The 15,315-nt window shown below is 67.1% G+C and carries 16 protein-coding genes, 1 tRNA gene and 4 pseudogenes; 11 read left to right on the top strand and 10 right to left on the bottom strand.

The window, feature by feature from the left end; all coding sequences use genetic code 11:
• The first annotated feature begins 83 nt into the window (after nt 1–83).
• Nucleotides 84–755 (top strand): hypothetical protein, encoded by a 672-nt coding sequence (locus ACFYR3_RS42655; RefSeq protein WP_355857297.1) that lies wholly within the window; start codon nt 84–86, stop codon nt 753–755.
• 597 nt (nt 756–1,352) lie between these two features.
• Here ACFYR3_RS42655 and ACFYR3_RS42650 read toward each other — a convergent pair.
• Nucleotides 1,353–1,880 carry a hypothetical protein gene (locus ACFYR3_RS42650; protein ID WP_355857294.1) on the bottom strand — a complete coding sequence of 176 codons (528 nt, stop codon included), beginning with the start codon at nt 1,878–1,880 and terminating at the stop codon, nt 1,353–1,355.
• A gap of 284 nt (nt 1,881–2,164) precedes the next feature.
• Nucleotides 2,165–2,410 (bottom strand): DUF3761 domain-containing protein, encoded by a 246-nt coding sequence (locus tag ACFYR3_RS42645; protein WP_355857291.1) that lies wholly within the window; start codon nt 2,408–2,410, stop codon nt 2,165–2,167.
• Nucleotides 2,411–2,724: 314 nt separating this feature from the next.
• Here ACFYR3_RS42645 and ACFYR3_RS42640 point away from each other — a divergent pair, with 314 nt between their 5' ends.
• Nucleotides 2,725–3,312, top strand: coding sequence for a hypothetical protein (locus tag ACFYR3_RS42640; RefSeq protein WP_389287643.1), 588 nt, complete (start codon nt 2,725–2,727; stop codon nt 3,310–3,312).
• Here ACFYR3_RS42640 and ACFYR3_RS42635 read toward each other — a convergent pair.
• On the bottom strand, nt 3,300–4,277 hold the full coding sequence (locus ACFYR3_RS42635) for a TolB family protein (RefSeq protein WP_389287641.1): 978 nt from the start codon (nt 4,275–4,277) through the stop codon (nt 3,300–3,302). The two genes, ACFYR3_RS42640 and ACFYR3_RS42635, sit on opposite strands and share 13 nt — an antisense overlap.
• Nucleotides 4,278–4,868: 591 nt before the next feature.
• Between ACFYR3_RS42635 and ACFYR3_RS42630 the strand changes: the two genes are divergently transcribed.
• On the top strand, nt 4,869–5,465 hold the full coding sequence (locus tag ACFYR3_RS42630) for a hypothetical protein (RefSeq protein ID WP_355857283.1): 597 nt from the start codon (nt 4,869–4,871) through the stop codon (nt 5,463–5,465).
• Between the two features lie 604 nt (nt 5,466–6,069).
• Here the strand turns inward: ACFYR3_RS42630 and ACFYR3_RS42625 are convergent.
• Both ACFYR3_RS42625 and ACFYR3_RS42620 read right to left on the bottom strand, forming a co-directional pair.
• Nucleotides 6,070–6,143, bottom strand: a tRNA-Met gene (locus tag ACFYR3_RS42625).
• A gap of 207 nt (nt 6,144–6,350) precedes the next feature.
• Nucleotides 6,351–7,023 (bottom strand): annotated as a pseudogene (locus ACFYR3_RS42620) (HNH endonuclease family protein).
• Between the two features lie 208 nt (nt 7,024–7,231).
• Here ACFYR3_RS42620 and ACFYR3_RS42615 point away from each other — a divergent pair.
• From ACFYR3_RS42615 to ACFYR3_RS42600, 4 genes and pseudogenes are all read left to right on the top strand, one after another.
• Nucleotides 7,232–7,426 (top strand): annotated as a pseudogene (locus ACFYR3_RS42615) (XRE family transcriptional regulator); the annotation flags it as partial.
• A 179-nt stretch (nt 7,427–7,605) separates the two neighbouring features.
• The gene (locus ACFYR3_RS42610) at nt 7,606–8,334 is read left to right on the top strand and encodes an SDR family oxidoreductase (protein ID WP_389287639.1); all 729 of its coding nucleotides are present in this window, start codon (nt 7,606–7,608) and stop codon (nt 8,332–8,334) included.
• Between the two features lie 94 nt (nt 8,335–8,428).
• Entirely contained in the window at nt 8,429–8,797 is a 369-nt protein-coding gene (locus ACFYR3_RS42605) for a hypothetical protein (RefSeq protein WP_355857278.1), read from the top strand.
• A gap of 359 nt (nt 8,798–9,156) precedes the next feature.
• A pseudogene (locus ACFYR3_RS42600) lies at nt 9,157–9,992 on the top strand (IS5 family transposase).
• A gap of 56 nt (nt 9,993–10,048) precedes the next feature.
• On the opposite strand, the pseudogene ACFYR3_RS42595 reads toward ACFYR3_RS42600, so the two are convergent.
• The 5 genes and pseudogenes from ACFYR3_RS42595 to ACFYR3_RS42575 all read right to left on the bottom strand — a co-directional run.
• Nucleotides 10,049–10,222: pseudogene (locus tag ACFYR3_RS42595) on the bottom strand (IS5/IS1182 family transposase); the annotation flags it as partial.
• 72 nt (nt 10,223–10,294) lie between these two features.
• The gene (locus tag ACFYR3_RS42590; RefSeq protein ID WP_389287637.1) at nt 10,295–10,537 is read right to left on the bottom strand and encodes a hypothetical protein; all 243 of its coding nucleotides are present in this window, start codon (nt 10,535–10,537) and stop codon (nt 10,295–10,297) included.
• Nucleotides 10,537–10,746 (bottom strand): hypothetical protein, encoded by a 210-nt coding sequence (locus tag ACFYR3_RS42585; protein WP_389287635.1) that lies wholly within the window; start codon nt 10,744–10,746, stop codon nt 10,537–10,539. Before ACFYR3_RS42585 ends, ACFYR3_RS42590 begins: the two co-directional genes overlap by 1 nt.
• 311 nt (nt 10,747–11,057) lie before the next feature.
• Nucleotides 11,058–11,294, bottom strand: a complete 237-nt coding sequence (locus ACFYR3_RS42580; protein ID WP_389287633.1) for a VOC family protein — start codon at nt 11,292–11,294, stop codon at nt 11,058–11,060.
• 121 nt (nt 11,295–11,415) lie between these two features.
• Nucleotides 11,416–11,913, bottom strand: coding sequence for a hypothetical protein (locus tag ACFYR3_RS42575; protein WP_389287631.1), 498 nt, complete (start codon nt 11,911–11,913; stop codon nt 11,416–11,418).
• 581 nt (nt 11,914–12,494) lie between these two features.
• Between ACFYR3_RS42575 and ACFYR3_RS42570 the strand changes: the two genes are divergently transcribed.
• The 4 genes from ACFYR3_RS42570 to ACFYR3_RS42555 all read left to right on the top strand — a co-directional run bounded on the left by ACFYR3_RS42570 (nt 12,495) and on the right by ACFYR3_RS42555 (nt 15,092).
• On the top strand, nt 12,495–13,046 hold the full coding sequence (locus ACFYR3_RS42570) for an RNA polymerase sigma factor (RefSeq protein WP_389287629.1): 552 nt from the start codon (nt 12,495–12,497) through the stop codon (nt 13,044–13,046).
• A complete protein-coding gene (locus ACFYR3_RS42565) occupies nt 13,046–13,990 on the top strand; it encodes an RNA polymerase sigma factor SigF (protein WP_389287627.1) in 945 nt (314 codons plus the stop codon). Before ACFYR3_RS42570 ends, ACFYR3_RS42565 begins: the two co-directional genes overlap by 1 nt.
• A gap of 84 nt (nt 13,991–14,074) precedes the next feature.
• Nucleotides 14,075–14,458 carry a NucA/NucB deoxyribonuclease domain-containing protein gene (locus ACFYR3_RS42560; protein WP_389287625.1) on the top strand — a complete coding sequence of 128 codons (384 nt, stop codon included), beginning with the start codon at nt 14,075–14,077 and terminating at the stop codon, nt 14,456–14,458.
• 307 nt (nt 14,459–14,765) lie between these two features.
• On the top strand, nt 14,766–15,092 hold the full coding sequence (locus ACFYR3_RS42555) for a hypothetical protein (RefSeq protein WP_389287623.1): 327 nt from the start codon (nt 14,766–14,768) through the stop codon (nt 15,090–15,092).
• The last annotated feature ends 223 nt before the right edge of the window (nt 15,093–15,315 follow it).

Below are 15,315 nucleotides of genomic sequence, written 5' to 3'. Positions count from 1 at the left end.
GCATTGCGCGGGCCCCGGCCGGTGTGCTGATGCGCTGGCCGGGCAGTATGTGCCCAGCCATCAACTGCTCGTGAGGGGTCGTCATGCGCTCCAGTTACCGCGCCGCGTCATCCGTGCTGTTCGCCGCCGTGTTCCTGGCGGGCTGCACCCCGGCCGCGACGAGTGGATCGACCGCGTCGCCGACCGGGACTTTGGCCACGCGGCCGTCGGGCACGGGCGCAGGCGGCGGCGCGGACCGGGAGATCGCGGTCGGGGCCGGCCCGCAGACCACCTACACCGTCCAGAAACAGCCTCCAGCCGGGAGTTGCCATTTCCGGTACGAGAAAGGGGAGCCGCTGGAGGACCCGGCGTGCACGCCGGGTGCAATCTCTCCGGCGGTCACGCAGTCAAACCTGAAGTCCACGATCTGCCGCAAGGGCGGGTACACCTCCGGCATCCGGCCCTCCACATCCGTCACCAGCAAGGAGAAAGCGCTGAACGCGGCCTCGTACGGCTACAAGGGCTCCATGCGCGATGCCGAGTACGACCACCTCATCAGCCTGCAACTCGGCGGCGACCCCAACGATCCCCGGAACCTGTGGGTCGAGCCGCCAGACCCGGGCCACAAGGCGGGCGGCGGGGTCAACAACGGGAAGGACCCGGTGGAGACGAAACTGCACACCGCGGTCTGCGCCAACAAGATCACCCTCGCCTCCGCTCAGCGCGCGATCGTCACCGACTGGACTACTGCGCTCAGCACCCTCGGCCTCGGCTGAGGCACGGCGCAGGGTAGCCGAGCAGGCGGCTGGGGCGACTTCAGCGGCGGACAGCGCGCCGGGGCGCCGACTTCGCCGAAACCGGACTCGTCGCCGACGCCCTCAACCAGCCTTTGCTACAGCTCCGGTGTCGTCGAGGGCCACAACAACAAGATCAAGATGCTGAAGAGGCACGACCGAGCCAACTTCGACCTGCTCCGCAAGCGGGCCCTCTCCAGCGCGCGAGCTGTTCATGATCAAGGTTTCGGTACCCCTCCGTGGCCCGGGCACTGAAAGCGATCCAGAACCCGGGTTCGCCGACGCCGACACTGGATGGCGCACCCTGACGGCTTCTGCGCACGGGCCCACGCGGACGGTCCTCGTCAGTCGCCGATGGTCCATCAGGGCGGCCCCCGCTGCCTGTGGGACAGGCTGGAGGGGATCCGTGACCGTCTCAACACGGTTGGCGAACTGCCCGTCTATGGCGCCGCGGTAGCGATCATCCCCGACACCGAGACCACCCTCTTCAGCGGCCGTGGTCGGTCACGCTGTAACGAAGCCTGGGCACGTTCCGCTCCTTTCCCGTGCCCCTTGCAGAGGCTTCGCGCGCCGCCGGGGTCAGCCGATTCCGGTCACCGAGAGTGCGGTTGTCCAGTTGTTGCGGATGGCCGAGCGGGCGGCGGAGAGGGTGATGGTGCCCTTGCACACGGCGTTCTTCAGCTTCGTCTCCACGCCGTCCTTCGTGGTCGCGGTCTTGGTTCCCGCGTACGGCTCGGGCCACAGGTTCCCCGGGTCGCGGGGTGCGCCGCCGAGCTCGAGGGGGACGAGGTGGTCCTCTTCGTAGTCGGCCATCGCGGTGTCCGCGTAGCCGTAGTCGATGATGCCCTGCGCCTTTAGGGGGTTGGTGTAGGAGGTGGGCGGCCGCACCGTGGCGGTCCAGCCGGAGACACAGATAGTGGAGCCGATCGTCGACTGGGTGACGTCCGGGTTGTAGGCGCCGGGAGTGCAGGACGCATCGGGGAGCGGAAGGCGGGACTGGGAGCAGGCGGAGGCGAAGGCGGGCGCGGAGCCGGTGCCGATGACGAGGCCGGCGGCCGCGAGGGTGAGGGCGGAGGTGCTGGCGGCGACGCGTGTGAGGGGGCGCATGGGGTCTCCGACTGTTCGCCCCGGCGGGTGTCCCGGGGATGGGGACATGACAGCGCACGGCGGGGCTACGCGGGTAGACCTCGAGAGGTGAAATCTGTGTATGCAGGCAGTTGACCACTGATCAACTCCTGGCGGTCCGAGCCCAGTCGTCGTGCACATCGTGGATGTCCGCATCTGGCTCCAGCGTCCAGACCTGGTAGCTCACGGTCCGGCACACCGGCACCGCCGGGCTGCACGGAGCCCCTGGTCCCGGGACGCGGCCCGGGGCTCCATGCAACTGGCGATCAGCGGTACCAGTACTTGACGCCCCGGTGGTGCGAGCAGGTGCCCCGGAAGTGGGCGCTGTAGGAGTAGGTGCCGTCCTTGCATTTCGCCGTCGCCCCGCGCGGATGGGACGAGTTCGCCTTGCACACACCCGTCGTGTGCCGGGCGCACGACGCAGCCGCAGCATCGGTGGCCACGGCCACCGGCGCCAGCAGCGCACCTGCCATGACGGCCGCAGCCACAGCGCCCCGGAATCTGGTCAGCATGAAGTCCCCCTCAGTGGTTCGGAGACGTGATCATGCACCGCCGGGCGGTCCACTCGGTGTGATCCCGCCCTCTGACCGCCGGGTCGTGACAGTTGTGGCCGGTCCGTCACGCTACGTTCGACCCGCACGGACATCTGTACGGCAATGCGACCCAAGAGGCCCGCTCATGCCCGGGCGCGAGCAGGCGACGGAGCCTTCGGTCTCGGCCGTGAGCCGTCCTCAACTCGCCATCCCGGCGAGGTCAGTTCCGGCGGACGGTCGCGGTGGGGCGGTGGCGTGGTTGAACATGGGGTGTGCGATTCGATTCCGTTCCCATGCCGGCGACCGTCGAGGCCAGACCTCGTGACAGCCGTGGCTATCCCGTGCCCGCCATCACCCCGTGGGAGGGCGACGAGCCCCAGTTCGCGCTCACTGACTACGGGCGCAGCGTCGAGTGTGCGCGGCAGCGGCTGTGCTCGGTCTGCAACACCCTGATGCCCAGAGGACCGGTGTGGCGGGTGGTCGGTGCCGCGGAGAGTGCCGCGATCCGCGAGGCGCTCTCCGCCGGGCGGCCGTACCGCAACATGGCGGCGACCCTGGAGGCTCCGGGGCACCGCGCGTGCATGCTCTACGCCTCGATGGTCTGCCCGTATCTGGCACGCCCCAACGCGCGGCGGGGGTTGACGGCACAAAGCCCGGACGACATGACCGCCCATGTCGTCCGGGGCGCTGTTCGTGGGGACATGGGTGCCGTGGTGGGGTACGGCGACTACGAGTTCGCCGTCACCAAGGCCCAGGTCCTGTTCCGTTTTCTCGATGTGGTCGAGTACCTGCCGCATGACACGGCCGACCAGCACCTGCCGGAGCTCCAGGCTGAACTCGCCCGCTCCGGCGGCCGGTTGGGTGGCTGTCAGCCGCGGTAGGCGGGCAGGCCGGTGTGGTTGGAGACCTTGACGGGCTTGCCGAAGCCGTGGGCGGTCTTCGTGATGGTGTACGTACCGGTGGGGGCACGGAAGGCAATGGTCTTGCCGTTGGGCGACCAGGTGGGCTCGGTGTAGTCGGTGGTGGCGTTGGGGGTGACGTCCTTGACGACGTTGGTGGAGCCGCCGAAGTCCTCGACGAAGAGGTGATCGTGCCCGTGGACCGAGCGGACGAAGACGACCTCCTCGTTGTCGGGGGAGAGCGCGGGCTCGGAACCCTTGGTCAGCGCGCTGCCCTGCTGACGGATGTAGTCGTCGCGGATGTAGACCTCGCCGGTGCGGGTGTTCTCGTAGACGGAAGTCCCGTACTTCCCGCCGACGTTGGGCCAGGCGTTGCCGGTCTGCGGGACGTTGCCGCTGCCCGGGTCACCGTTCAGGCTGATCCGGGCCGGCCTGCCATGGTCGCTGGTGGCCTTGACACCCTCCAGCACGGTGCTGCCGTGGATCTTGGCGGTGAACAGGAGGTTGTTCTTCGCGGGGATCTGATTCGACCTGTCGACCGCGGTGACCTGCCAGGTGGGGTGCGACCAGGTCTGCCCGCCGGGGTTGGCGGCGACGGTCACCCGGTGGGTGCCGTCGGGGTTGGCGACGTCCAGGTTGCCGTGACCGTCGATGAAGGCGGCCTTGGTACCGCTGGGATTCCAGGCCAGGTCACGGACGATGGTGCCGAAGTCGATCGACCTGCCGTTGACCAGGACCTGGCGGGTGCCGTCGCTGACGGTCAGGCCCCTGGGCACGGTGAGCGTGTGGGCGGACGCGGCGGCGGCGACCATCGCGGCGCTGCCCTTGGCCTCGCCGCTGGAGGACGAAGCGGCCATCGCGGTGGCGGCCGCGCCGCTCAGCGTGAGCAGCGCCGCGGCGCCGACGGTGAGGCCGGCTGCGGTGCTCCGACGGGTACGAGCGGACATCGAGGTTCCCCCAGGACTATGGATGACGCTGCGACTAGAAGTCTCGCGGGAGCCGGACCGCCGTTTATGCGGGACCTGAACCGGTTCGCTCGGTATGCCGCCCCTTCGCGATGAGAGAAGTCTTCCGGCAGAGCATGCCGAAGCTGTTCGTCAACTGTCACAGCTGTGCAATAGCAGGTCACCTGGGGTACCTGAGTCCCGCCCCCAGGCAGGGAATTCGAACGCATCATGTCGCAGGCGGTGGAGAGCCTCCTGTCCGGGATGCTCCTCCCGGAGGGAGCCGACCTCGTCCTGTGACTGACCGGTCCTCACGTATCTCGTGGGTGTGTCCGCCCAAGCGGCCCAGCCGCGATGGGCACCGTCACGCTTTCGCTGTGGTCGTGAGACCACTCACGTCACCTGGTGACCGCTTCAGCCTGCGCTCTTGGAGGCAGCACGGCTGATCGGACCGATGGGCAGCCGTCATCTCGAGCCCGGCGCCTTCAGTCGGAAGCAGTAGCCAAGCCCGAACAGGCATCACCTCACGAACCGCTCACTCAGAAGTGCCTCAAGTCTGTTTCGTGCAGGCAATGTTGACGGAAGGATGCCGCCATGAGCGGACTGGGCTGGGTGCACGACCTGGACTGGGGCACGGTCCCTGCCTGGGCGAGCGCGTTCCTCACGAGCGGGTCACTCCTGCTGGGCTTCTACATCCTGCTTCGAGATCGCCGGAAGGAAGAGCGCCGGGAAGCGGAGAAGGTCATCTGCTGGCTCGAGGAAGTCGATGCGTTGAAACAGCGCTATAGGCCGCGGGTGGCGAACTTCGCCGACCGACCCGTGTCAGCGCTCTACCTGGTGATCGAGATGTGTGATCGAGACAACGGCAACCGGGTGTTGAAGGCTTCTACTCTCGCCCCATTCATCCGGCCGGGGGAGGAAGAGGCTGGGACGGAACGGACCATTGCGGCCGAGAAGGTCAAACGTGCCTTTGTTGCCTTTTCGGATGCTGATGGTACCGAGTGGGCCCGGGATCTTCGGCCCGACCTATCCGGCCTCGCACTGCATCCAGCGACCTTGCAGAGCAAGCGCGGGTGGTTCAAGCACAGCGGGAGTTTTCGGAACGTCAACGTGACAGTGATGAGGGAGCGCGGCAACGACTTCCGACTGACGGCCGCACCCCGTCGCAAAAGGCTGCGACGCGTGCGGTAGCTGCGTCCGATCAGTAGGTGATCGGAACGGTGCGCCATGATCACGTCATGGAGAGACGCATGTGGGTGAGCGGCCGGCGCTCTCGTCCTGGCCGCGACCGTGGCGGCCGTGAGCGTCTGCGACAGCTCGAGCACCCGACGAAGTAGCCACTCGACAACCGAAGACCAGGCAGGGGCCTGCGCGGCGGCGTACAGGACCCTTCGGCGTTCACTGGGCCGGCGGGGACTCTCAATGCTGTCTTACCAGCCATTTACCCGTCCCGAGATCCGCATTCTGCTGAGCGAGGCATGTGGATACGCTCCGTCGTGGACTGGCGGGGTAATTCATGACGTGTGATGAAGACGCCTTGCCGCAGTGGCTCAAGAGGACGGCAGTAGCTCTCTCGTTTGGCCTCGACTCGCAACGGTGATTGAGCTGGCCCGCACCACTGCCATGGTGATGTGGGCGGCTCGCGCGCATGAATGCCGGTCGGCGCTGCACTCCGCGTGACGCTTCGTGCCCACGGCGCAGTTCGGCCCGCATGGCGTGCATGCTGCAACGCCGTGCGCCCGGGGCTGGACATGTCTGAGGGGCCGACACAATGTGCCGGCCCCTCAGACATCAGTAGCGGGGACAGGATTTGAACCTGCGACCTCTGGGTTATGAGCCCAGCGAGCTACCGAGCTGCTCCACCCCGCGTCGGTTGCTCCACCCTACGTCAACTGTCCCGACGCCAAGACCATGATCGACAGCCTGTCGTGAGGGGCGCTGGCGAACGCGGCCGCGGCTGCACCGGATGACAGGTTCCGCTGCGAAGGCCAACCGCTTCGGCCGCGAGACGGCGTCGCGTACAGCCCGGCCCGGACCCCGGGCGAGGACCTCGGGCCGCGGGGGATGGTGCGGGGGTCAGCGGGCGAGGGTGACGGTGATGGGCTGGTCGGGGCAGTTCCTGAGGACCTCGGAGAGCGCGGCGTGTTCGGTGGGGTCGATGGTCAGACCCCACCTGGTCTTGTCGGCGACCCAGTCGGTTGCGTACTGGCAGCGGTAGCCCTGGGCGGGCGGCTGCCAGGTGCTGGGGTCCTGGTCGGCCTTGCTGCGGTTGCTGGCGGCGGAGACTGCGATGAGGGCGCGGTCGTCGCCCAGGTCGTTGGCGTAGGCCTCGCGTTCTTTGGCGGTCCAGGCGGAGGCGCCGCTGTCCCAGGCTTCGGCGAGGGGGGACGAGGTGGTCGATGTCGAGGGCGCGCGCGTCGGTGAAGTACTTGTCGTCGTAGGGGCTGTACCACTCTCCGCCGGTGAGCGCACAGCCTGGGCCCTGTTGCGGGGCGACGGCGGCTTCGGCCTTGAGGACCTCCTGCCGGGTGTTGCAGCCGTCGCGGTCCGCGTCGATCCAGTGGCGGAATTTGGTGCGTTCGTAGCCGGCCCGGTTTTCGTCCTGGACGGAGAGCGCCTGGAGGGCGTCGCGGACGGGCATGGCGATGGTGTCGCCGGGGGCGGCGGCGTGGGCGGTGGTGGGGGCGAGCAGTACGGCGAGCGCGGACAGCGCGGCGGCAGCTGTACGGGCGGCGGGGGTGAAACGCACGAGGACTTTCCTCTCGAAGATCACGGACGGTTTGTGATCTTCGTAGCGGGCTCGCATCCCGCCCGTACAACAATCGGCGGTCAACTCACCCGCGCGGGCGGTAAGTCACACCGCCCCTGGCTTGGCACAGGCGCTGAACCGCGCCGCGTTCGCAACACCCTCGCGGCATTCGGCCGTTCTACGGTTCGGGTACGGGAGAAGAGCGTCTGTGACCATCATGCTGCCGCCCCGCTACGCCGCAGGTCTCTTCGACGCCCAGGAGGCCGGCGCCGGTGACCAGGAGCTCAAGGAGATCGCGGGCGATGTGCTGCGGGAGGTGTACTTCCAGGACGGTGGCCGCCGCGCGGGAAGCCTGGAGAAGGTGCGCTTCACGGACATCGAGCACCTGGAGTTCGATCTGTAGCAGCCGCATCCCGAACAGCCCCCGAGCCCGGTGTGACTGAGTGTTCTAGTTGGCCACTGAGTGCGGGAGTTGGCCAGTTGAGCAACACGTTGGCCGGATGTACGACCCTGACCTCATATCAACGTCCGCATACAGATTTTGTGCCATATTTCGGACACGCCCCTGACGAAAGGCATCTCATGAAGTTCGCGGTCATCGGCGGTACCGGGCTGATCGGGTCTCAGGTCGTCAAGAATCTGAACGCCGTCGGGCACGAGGCGGTGCCGCACTCGCAGTCCACCGGAATCGACGTCATCAGCGGCCAGGGACTGGACGAGGCGGTGGCGGGGGCCGACGTCATCGTCAACCTGACGAACTCCCCGACCTTCGACGAAGCCTCCCCGGCCTTCTTCCAGACCTCGATGGACAACCTTCTGGCCGCGGCCCAGAAGGGCGGCGTCGGCCACTTCGTTGTTCTCTCGATCGTCGGCGCGGACCAGGTGCCGGAGCTGGACTACTACCGGGCCAAGGTGCTCCAGGAGGACATTCTCGCGGCAGGGCCGGTCCCCTACTCGATCGTCCGCGCGACGCAGTTCATGGAGTTCATGGACGCTGTCCTGTCCTGGACCGCCGACGGCGACACCGTCCGGCTGCCCGCCACGCCGATCCAGCCGATCGCCTCCAAGGACGTGGCCGACGCGGTGGCGGAAGTCGCCGCGGGCGCCCCGCTGGGGGGCATTCGCAACATCGCCGGGCCCGAGGTCTTCTCCCTGGACGAGCTGGGCCGGATCACCCTCACCCACAAGGGCGACGGCCGCACCGTTGTCACCGACCCCACCGCCAGCATGTTTGCCGTCGTCAAGGGTGACGTCCTCACCGACAAGGACGCCCACCTCGCCCCCACCCGCTACGTCGACTGGCTCTCCTGAACCGCTCGCGCCCTCCAGCCTCCAGTTCGGCCAGACGCGGACGATCCAGGTAGCCGACAGGTGCTCCATGTCCTGAGCGCTGTAGTCGGCCAGTTTGGCCGACTACAGCGCCGCCGTCACCGTGTACAGCGCCAAGGGCGACGTCATCGCCACCGGCCATCTCGGCAACAGCAAGTCTCCGAACTACGACACCTGCGTCTTCGACGTCGCTGTCCCCGACGTTCCCAAGGGTGAGAAGTTCTACAAGGTCGAGGTGTCCCACCGTGGCACCGTTCAGATGAGTGCGAAGGAGGCGGAGGCGGGCGAGTTTGGTGCCAGCCTCGGGAGCAGGGCGCCAGCGGAGGACTGTCATCCTGCTCCGGTGCGCGGTGCCGAGGAATGCTTCATCAGGGCCGTGGGCAAGACACCTGACGACGAGCAGCGCCAGGCAGAGTACCGTGCTGGCTCCGGGGAGCGTGGGTAGCCCGTCAGCGGAGAGGGCCGCCTGCGCGTCCTTCAGGGCGGTGATGTTGGAGCGCGTTTCTTCGATGCCCTGCTGCTCCTGGTCGACGTCGTAGCTGGCCGTGCTCGTGACGTCGTAGCCGACGACGGCCTCCGCGTCGTAGCCGACGACGGCCTCCGCGTTGTAGCAGTCCTCGCCGTTGCCGCCCTTGGCGTCTTTGCGCAACTGGGCCAGGTCCTTGACGGCCGTCGTGAGGTCACCGTCGGTTGGCGTTGCCGGTGCGACGTTGGGCGGGGATCAGGGTGCCGTCGATCAGGACCCCTCCCCGCCTGTCTTAGGGGTCCTAACAGAAGCTGTTGATCATGTGACCTTCGGCTTGGGTGGTCGTTGGTCCGGGCGTGGGAACACGTCAGTCGCGGCCGTGGATCGTGTCGGATGAACTGTGGTCGCTCATCGAGCCGTTGCTGCCGGAGCCGGCACCGAAGCTGGTGGAGGGCAGACCGCGGGTGCCGGACCGGCAGGCCTTGTGCGGGATCCTGTTCGTGCTGCATACCGGCATCCAATGGGAGTACCTGCCCCAGGAGTTGGGCTTCGGCTCGGGCATGACCTGCTGGCGGCGTCTGGCCGCGTGGAACGAGGCCGGCGTGTGGGATCAACTGCATCTGGTGCTGCTGAGGAAGCTGCGGGCCGCGAAGCAGCTGGACTGGTCGCGGGCGGTGATCGACTCCTCGCATGTGCGGGCCGCTCGGCGGGGCCCAAAAGCGGACCCAGCCCGGTCGACCGCGCGCGGCCGGGCAGTAAGCACCACGTCGTCACCGACGCCCAGGGCATCCCGCTCGCGGTGTCGCTGACCGGCGGAAACCGTAACGACGTCACCCAACTCCTGCCTCTGATCGACAAGATCCCTGCGGTTTCCGGCGTCGTCGGGCGACCGCGTCGACGCCCTGATGCACTGCTTGCCGACCGCGGCTACGACCACGACAAGTACCGCCGCCTGCTCTGGGCCCGCGGCATCCGACCCGTGATCGCCGAACGCGGACAGCCCCACGGCTCCGGCCTGGGCATCTTCCGCTGGGTCGTCGAGCGCACCATCGCCTGGCTCCACGGCTTCCGCCGCCTGCGCATCCGCTGGGAACGACGCGACGACATCCACGAGGCCTTCCTCGGCCTCGCCACCTGCCTCATCACCCACAGACACGTCCAACGCCTTTGTTAGGACCTCTTAGCGACCCTCTTCAAGGCGCGGTCCAGGCACGGTGTCTGGGCTGCGAGCAGGGCGATCACCGCGATCCGGCCGGGCGGCAGGATCCGCCACCTGGACCGTATCGCCTTCAGATGGCGGCGCAGCAGACCGGCGAGGTGGTTGACGGTGCGCGTGGAGAGCGGCAGACGGCACTGGTAGACAAGCGTGCTCGTGTCCTCGGCGCGTCCTTTGGTTTTCGTCACACAATTCCAACGGCCTTCGGAGGCACCGCGGTTACGCTCGCGCCGGACTGCTCCGGGCGACAGTGTCCCCGGTCACAAGCGGGTGGTGAACCGGCCGTCGGGCAGTTTGCGCAGCCAGCCGCGATCAACGAGTCTGACCAGCCTCCCGCGCAGCGGTTCCAGCTTGGCCCGCACGCTGACGTCGACTCCCAGCATCTCGCCGACCTGGCGGGCCATGACGGGGCCGGCAGCCTGCCGCACAGCGGCGAGGCTGCGCTGGTAGCCCGGCGGGAGCATGGTCTCCACCAGGTCCGGCTCGCGGTGCGGAATCAGCATCACCGACCGTCCACCACCTGCCCGGGCATCGGTGCGGCTGAGGCGCGCTCGTCGGCGAGTTGTTCGCTCACCCGCTCCAGGACCCGCTCGGCGACGGCAAGTTCGTCCCGCTCGGCCCGCACCTCCGCCAACTGCTTGGCCAACTGTTCTTCGAGTTCGTCCAGTTCCGCTCGCCGCGCGGTGATCCGTTCCAGCAGCTCGGGATCCATGCACTGGATCGCAGAAGGCCACCCAGCCTCAGCGAGCGGGAACCGCAGAGCTGCCCGCTCCTACTCGGCGGCCTCCTGCACGTCCCTCACCCGCGCTGGCTGTCGGCCTCCTCGCGTCGCCGTCGATTCACGTAGGGGTACAGGCCGTCTCCCAACGTCATCCTGCCGCCGAGAAAGCGACCTGGATTGGCCAGCAGGTTCCGTCGGCCTCGACGTCGGAGCGACGGTGAAGGCGCCCCACACCGGATCGTCCACCCGGCGCCCTTGAAGGGCGAGTGCCGTACGCCGGGCCGCATCCACGCTGGAGAACGTCATTCTTCGTGATCGGGGTCGAGCACCACCATAAACCTGTTGCCCTCCGGATCCGTCATCAGGGCGTGCATACAATCGTGAGGTTCTACCAGAGAGGCGCCCTTGGCGATCAGCGTCTCAACCTGTTCGGCGATCGTTCCGACAAGGACGGTGACGACCGGTAGCACGGCCGGAGATTCCGCTTTGCCAACGCTGTACGCACCATGACCCGGGATGCTGCCCCAGAACCTGATCATTTTCTCTGGGTCTACTGCTTCAAAATGAACGTGCATGCTGCTGTCTCACTTTCATCTGTGCGACCGAAGCCGAAAACGGCCTACCGGATCAATCCGGCAGGCCGTTACGGGTGAACGGACTTCAGCAGTCCATCACGGTGTTGCCCGTGTCTGCGATTCCGGCCTCGCTGAAGCGTCCGTGGTATTCGACCTGCAAGGTCACCTGAGTGTTGTACGTCTCCTTTTCTCCATCATGCACGCACCTGAGCGGCGGAGTGGTGTAGCGCCCGCTGCACCTCGTCCACAGGCTGTCCTCGTGCTTCACCGCGCGCCAGTACCCGTCGCGCACGTACTCCTGAAGATCGACCTGGGCCCGGCACTGGTCGGGTGCCGGAGTTGAGCAACCCGAGTAATGGCCCTGGGCATACAGCGGGCCGCCATGGGTGACCTGGAACGGTTTCTCGCCCTGGAACTTGCACCACACGGGAAAGGCAGCAATCTTCGCAACGGCTCTTCCCGTGTTGCCGCTCGGAGCAGCTGACGCCGCAGCAGCTGGCACCAGCAGGACCCCCGTCGCGAGAAGCGGGACGATAAAACGTGCCTTCATTTTTCCCCATGAAAAATCGAATGCGTGTCTCACCACTGACCACCCTCATGGGTTCACAGGCGCCACACAAGATCCGTGGCGCGAACTTCCTGTGATTTGTCCGGTTCCCGGTCGTGGAATTGACCGTTCCCCCCTCCGCTGACAGCGGGCCACTAGAAAACAATGAAGCCCCCGCCGGCCCAGAGGCTGACAGGGGCTGCCTGTGAGATTTAGTGATCACAGATGCACGTACGGATCATCTCGTTCAGCTCCTACGCCTGCTCAGGCGCCGACCTATTCTGGCCGTTGGTGAACGCCTCGACCGTCCGCTCCACAGTGTCCGGACGTGTGTGTACACGCTTTCGCCGCCGTTTCCCTCTTCCTGGTAACTGCGACAACCAGTCCCGGGAGGCCAACGCCGTGACAACGCTGTGGAGTTGGTTGATAGTGAGCACGGGGATAGGCGCTGCGGTGGGGGTTGTCGTGCGAACGTCCGCGTACCTGCTGAGGGAACATGTCCGTTCCCGGACGATGGCCGCCATGGCGCGGGAACTGTCCGCGCGGGGAGGCCATGCCGAGGTGAACGATCAGGACGGCACCACCTGGAGCGTCAGCCTGGACACCCAGGAACTCCCATGACATCGTCGCCCGCCGAAGAGGCATTCGATGCCCTGTTCCGCCAGCGGTATCGGCCGCTGCTGGCACAGGCCATGTTCATCTCGGGAGGACGCCGTGCTGTAGCCGACGACGCCGTCCAAGAAGCCTTCCTGCACTGCTGGCGGCGCTGGCACGCCACACATCTCGAACCGGTGCTGGACTGGCCCGCCTGGCTACGCACCACCGTCGTCCGTGAAGTCCTGCGCCTGCAGAAGGAAACCGGGTCGGTCGGCTTCGACACCGATGCACACGATCACGCCGGCCCGGAGATCGATTGGGCGTCCTGGATGGATGCCCGCGGCGCCTACCGCATGGTGCTGGAACGCATCGTCCAGCTCAGCGACAAACAGCGTGAAGTGATGGGCCGCTGCGCGATTGCCGGACAGCCGCTGGGGGATGCCGCCAAGGAGATGCACATTCAGGTGGCCACGGCCCGCGTGCACCTATACCGGGCACGCCAGGCTCTGGAGGACGTACGAGAGCAGCTGCGAGAACTGGACGTCATCGACACGGGCGAAGGGAGGCAGTGATGGACGATCGTCGGGACGAGGTCGATGCTGCCGCGCTGAGCGAGACCCTGATGGCGTGCGAACAAGAAGTCGGCCAAGCGCTGACCACGGCTCAGGATGTCGAATCTGCACTGGCCAGGCTCAAGCGACAGGTAAAGAAGGAGCCGGTCGTCCAGCACGGGGCGGGCGCTCGCGGCATTCGGCACGACCCGCAGGACCGCAGCGGGGCGCGGGCGATGTTCATCGAGCTGCGCAAGCAGCAGGACGGCAGCGCCGAGTACGCGGAGCTGCGCAACCAGCTGGTCCGCATGCATCTGCCGCTCGTGGAGCACCTGGCCCGCCGCTTCCGCAACCGCGGTGAGCCGTTGGACGACCTGACCCAGGTCGCGACGATCGGGCTGATCAAGTCGGTCGACCGGTTCGACCCGGAGCGCGGTGTCGAGTTCTCGACGTACGCGACGCCGACGGTGGTCGGCGAGATCAAGCGGCACTTCCGGGACAAGGGGTGGGCGGTGCGCGTCCCGCGCCGTCTTCAGGAGCTGCGCCTCGCGCTGACCACGGCGACCGCGGAGCTGTCCCAGTTGCACGGGCGCTCCCCGACGGTCCACGAGCTGGCCGAGAAGCTGGCCATCTCGGAAGGGGAGGTCCTGGAGGGTCTGGAGTCCGCCAACGCGTACTCCACGCTGTCCCTGGACGTCCCCGACACGGACGCTGAGTCCCCCGCGGTCGCGGACACCCTGGGGGCCGAGGGCAAGGCGCTGGAGGGGGTCGAGTACCGCGAGTCGCTCAAGCCGCTGCTCGAGAATCTGCCCCCGCGGGAGAAGCGGATCCTGCTCCTTCGCTTCTTCGGCAACATGACCCAGTCGCAGATCGCGCAGGAGGTCGGCATCTCGCAGATGCACGTCTCCCGGCTGCTGGCCCGCACGCTGGCCCAACTGCGGGAGAAGCTCCTCATCGAGGAGTAGGAGCGGGGACCGAATCCACGGAGCTGACCGGCTGCCTCGTGAGTGCCACCCGGACCCCCTCGTGCCCCTCGTCAGGTCGGCTGCGTGAATACCCAGGCCGTTCCGGTGATCAGCTACAGCCTGACAGGGCCGTGGCCAGAGCTCGCCAAGCACATCAAGGACGCCCAGGCGACCGGACTTCCAGGCAAATACGGTACGACGAACTACCTGACGCGGCTCACGAACGGCTCGAAGATCACCGAGAACCGCAGGAAAGCCTGCCCCAGCAGCCTGCCGCGCCCCTCAGGCAAATCGTGCGACGAGTACCCCTTCGCCAGCACGTGGCAGGGCGCCCGCTACAGCGGTGGCCCGTTCAGCCGCAGGATGATCAACGCCACGCAGAATACGGATGCGGGCCGGGCGCTCAACGGCTTCTACACCTACAGCCGCGTCCTCGACGGGGACCGGTTCCTGGTATGGATCAGGTAGACCCCAGGCGGACGAGACCGGAAGACAAAACCCCGTGAACGATGAGCCAGCCCGAGCAACAGCCCTGGTACCTGCCGAGTACCACCTCTTCCAGATCGCAGACCCGCAAGGGCCCGTGGCCGACGACCTCGACGCAACCCAGAATGGGCTCGTATCCGCTGTCGGCGGCGTCATCGAGGTGTCAACCGGGATCCACACTGGCAGGGTCCGTGTCACGGTTGAAACGCACTCACAGCGACCCGACCCTGCTCCGGGCTGGGAAGAGATTGCTGAGATGTCATGCCATTCCCCCTCCGGGGAAGTGCTGGTGACACCGATGATGGACGATCCCGCTGATCTCCCCTCGCTGGCGTCCCAGGGCCCAGGTCCCTACCGGTTGCGTGTCCACGCGCTCGGCAGGGACACGGCTGTCGACGAGAGCACGGACGACGTCGTGGAGTCCTACCTGATCCAAAGCTGGCCCGCCGCCCACCAGAACGCCTTCCTGGTGAAAGCGACCGACGACTACGGGGCCCAGGTACGAGCCCGACCGGCCGGCGACACCATCGTCATCGACCACGAGGACTCACCCGACACTCAGACCGGCCGGGAACGCGACATCCTGCGCCGGGCCGGACACGGCGACTACTCCTAACCCGCTTCTAGGGGCGTTCGGTTGGGGCGGCCTCGTACGGCGGCCCCAACCGAGGCCAACCACGCCCGACAGCAAGTGACGTGGCAGCCGTCTGACGCGCCCGCAACGAGTGCCGACTGCATCGGGTTGTGAGGCGCCCCGAGGTTCTCGGACAGCGGTCCCCATAGGATTGAAGTCCAGAACGGTGGAGAGAGCACGTGGCACAGAAGCGTAGGAAGTTCAG

Source organism: Streptomyces sp. NPDC005784, assembly GCF_042871525.1.
In the GTDB taxonomy this organism is placed as follows: domain Bacteria; phylum Actinomycetota; class Actinomycetes; order Streptomycetales; family Streptomycetaceae; genus Streptomyces.
This window is presented reverse-complemented; position numbering and strand designations above follow the sequence as displayed.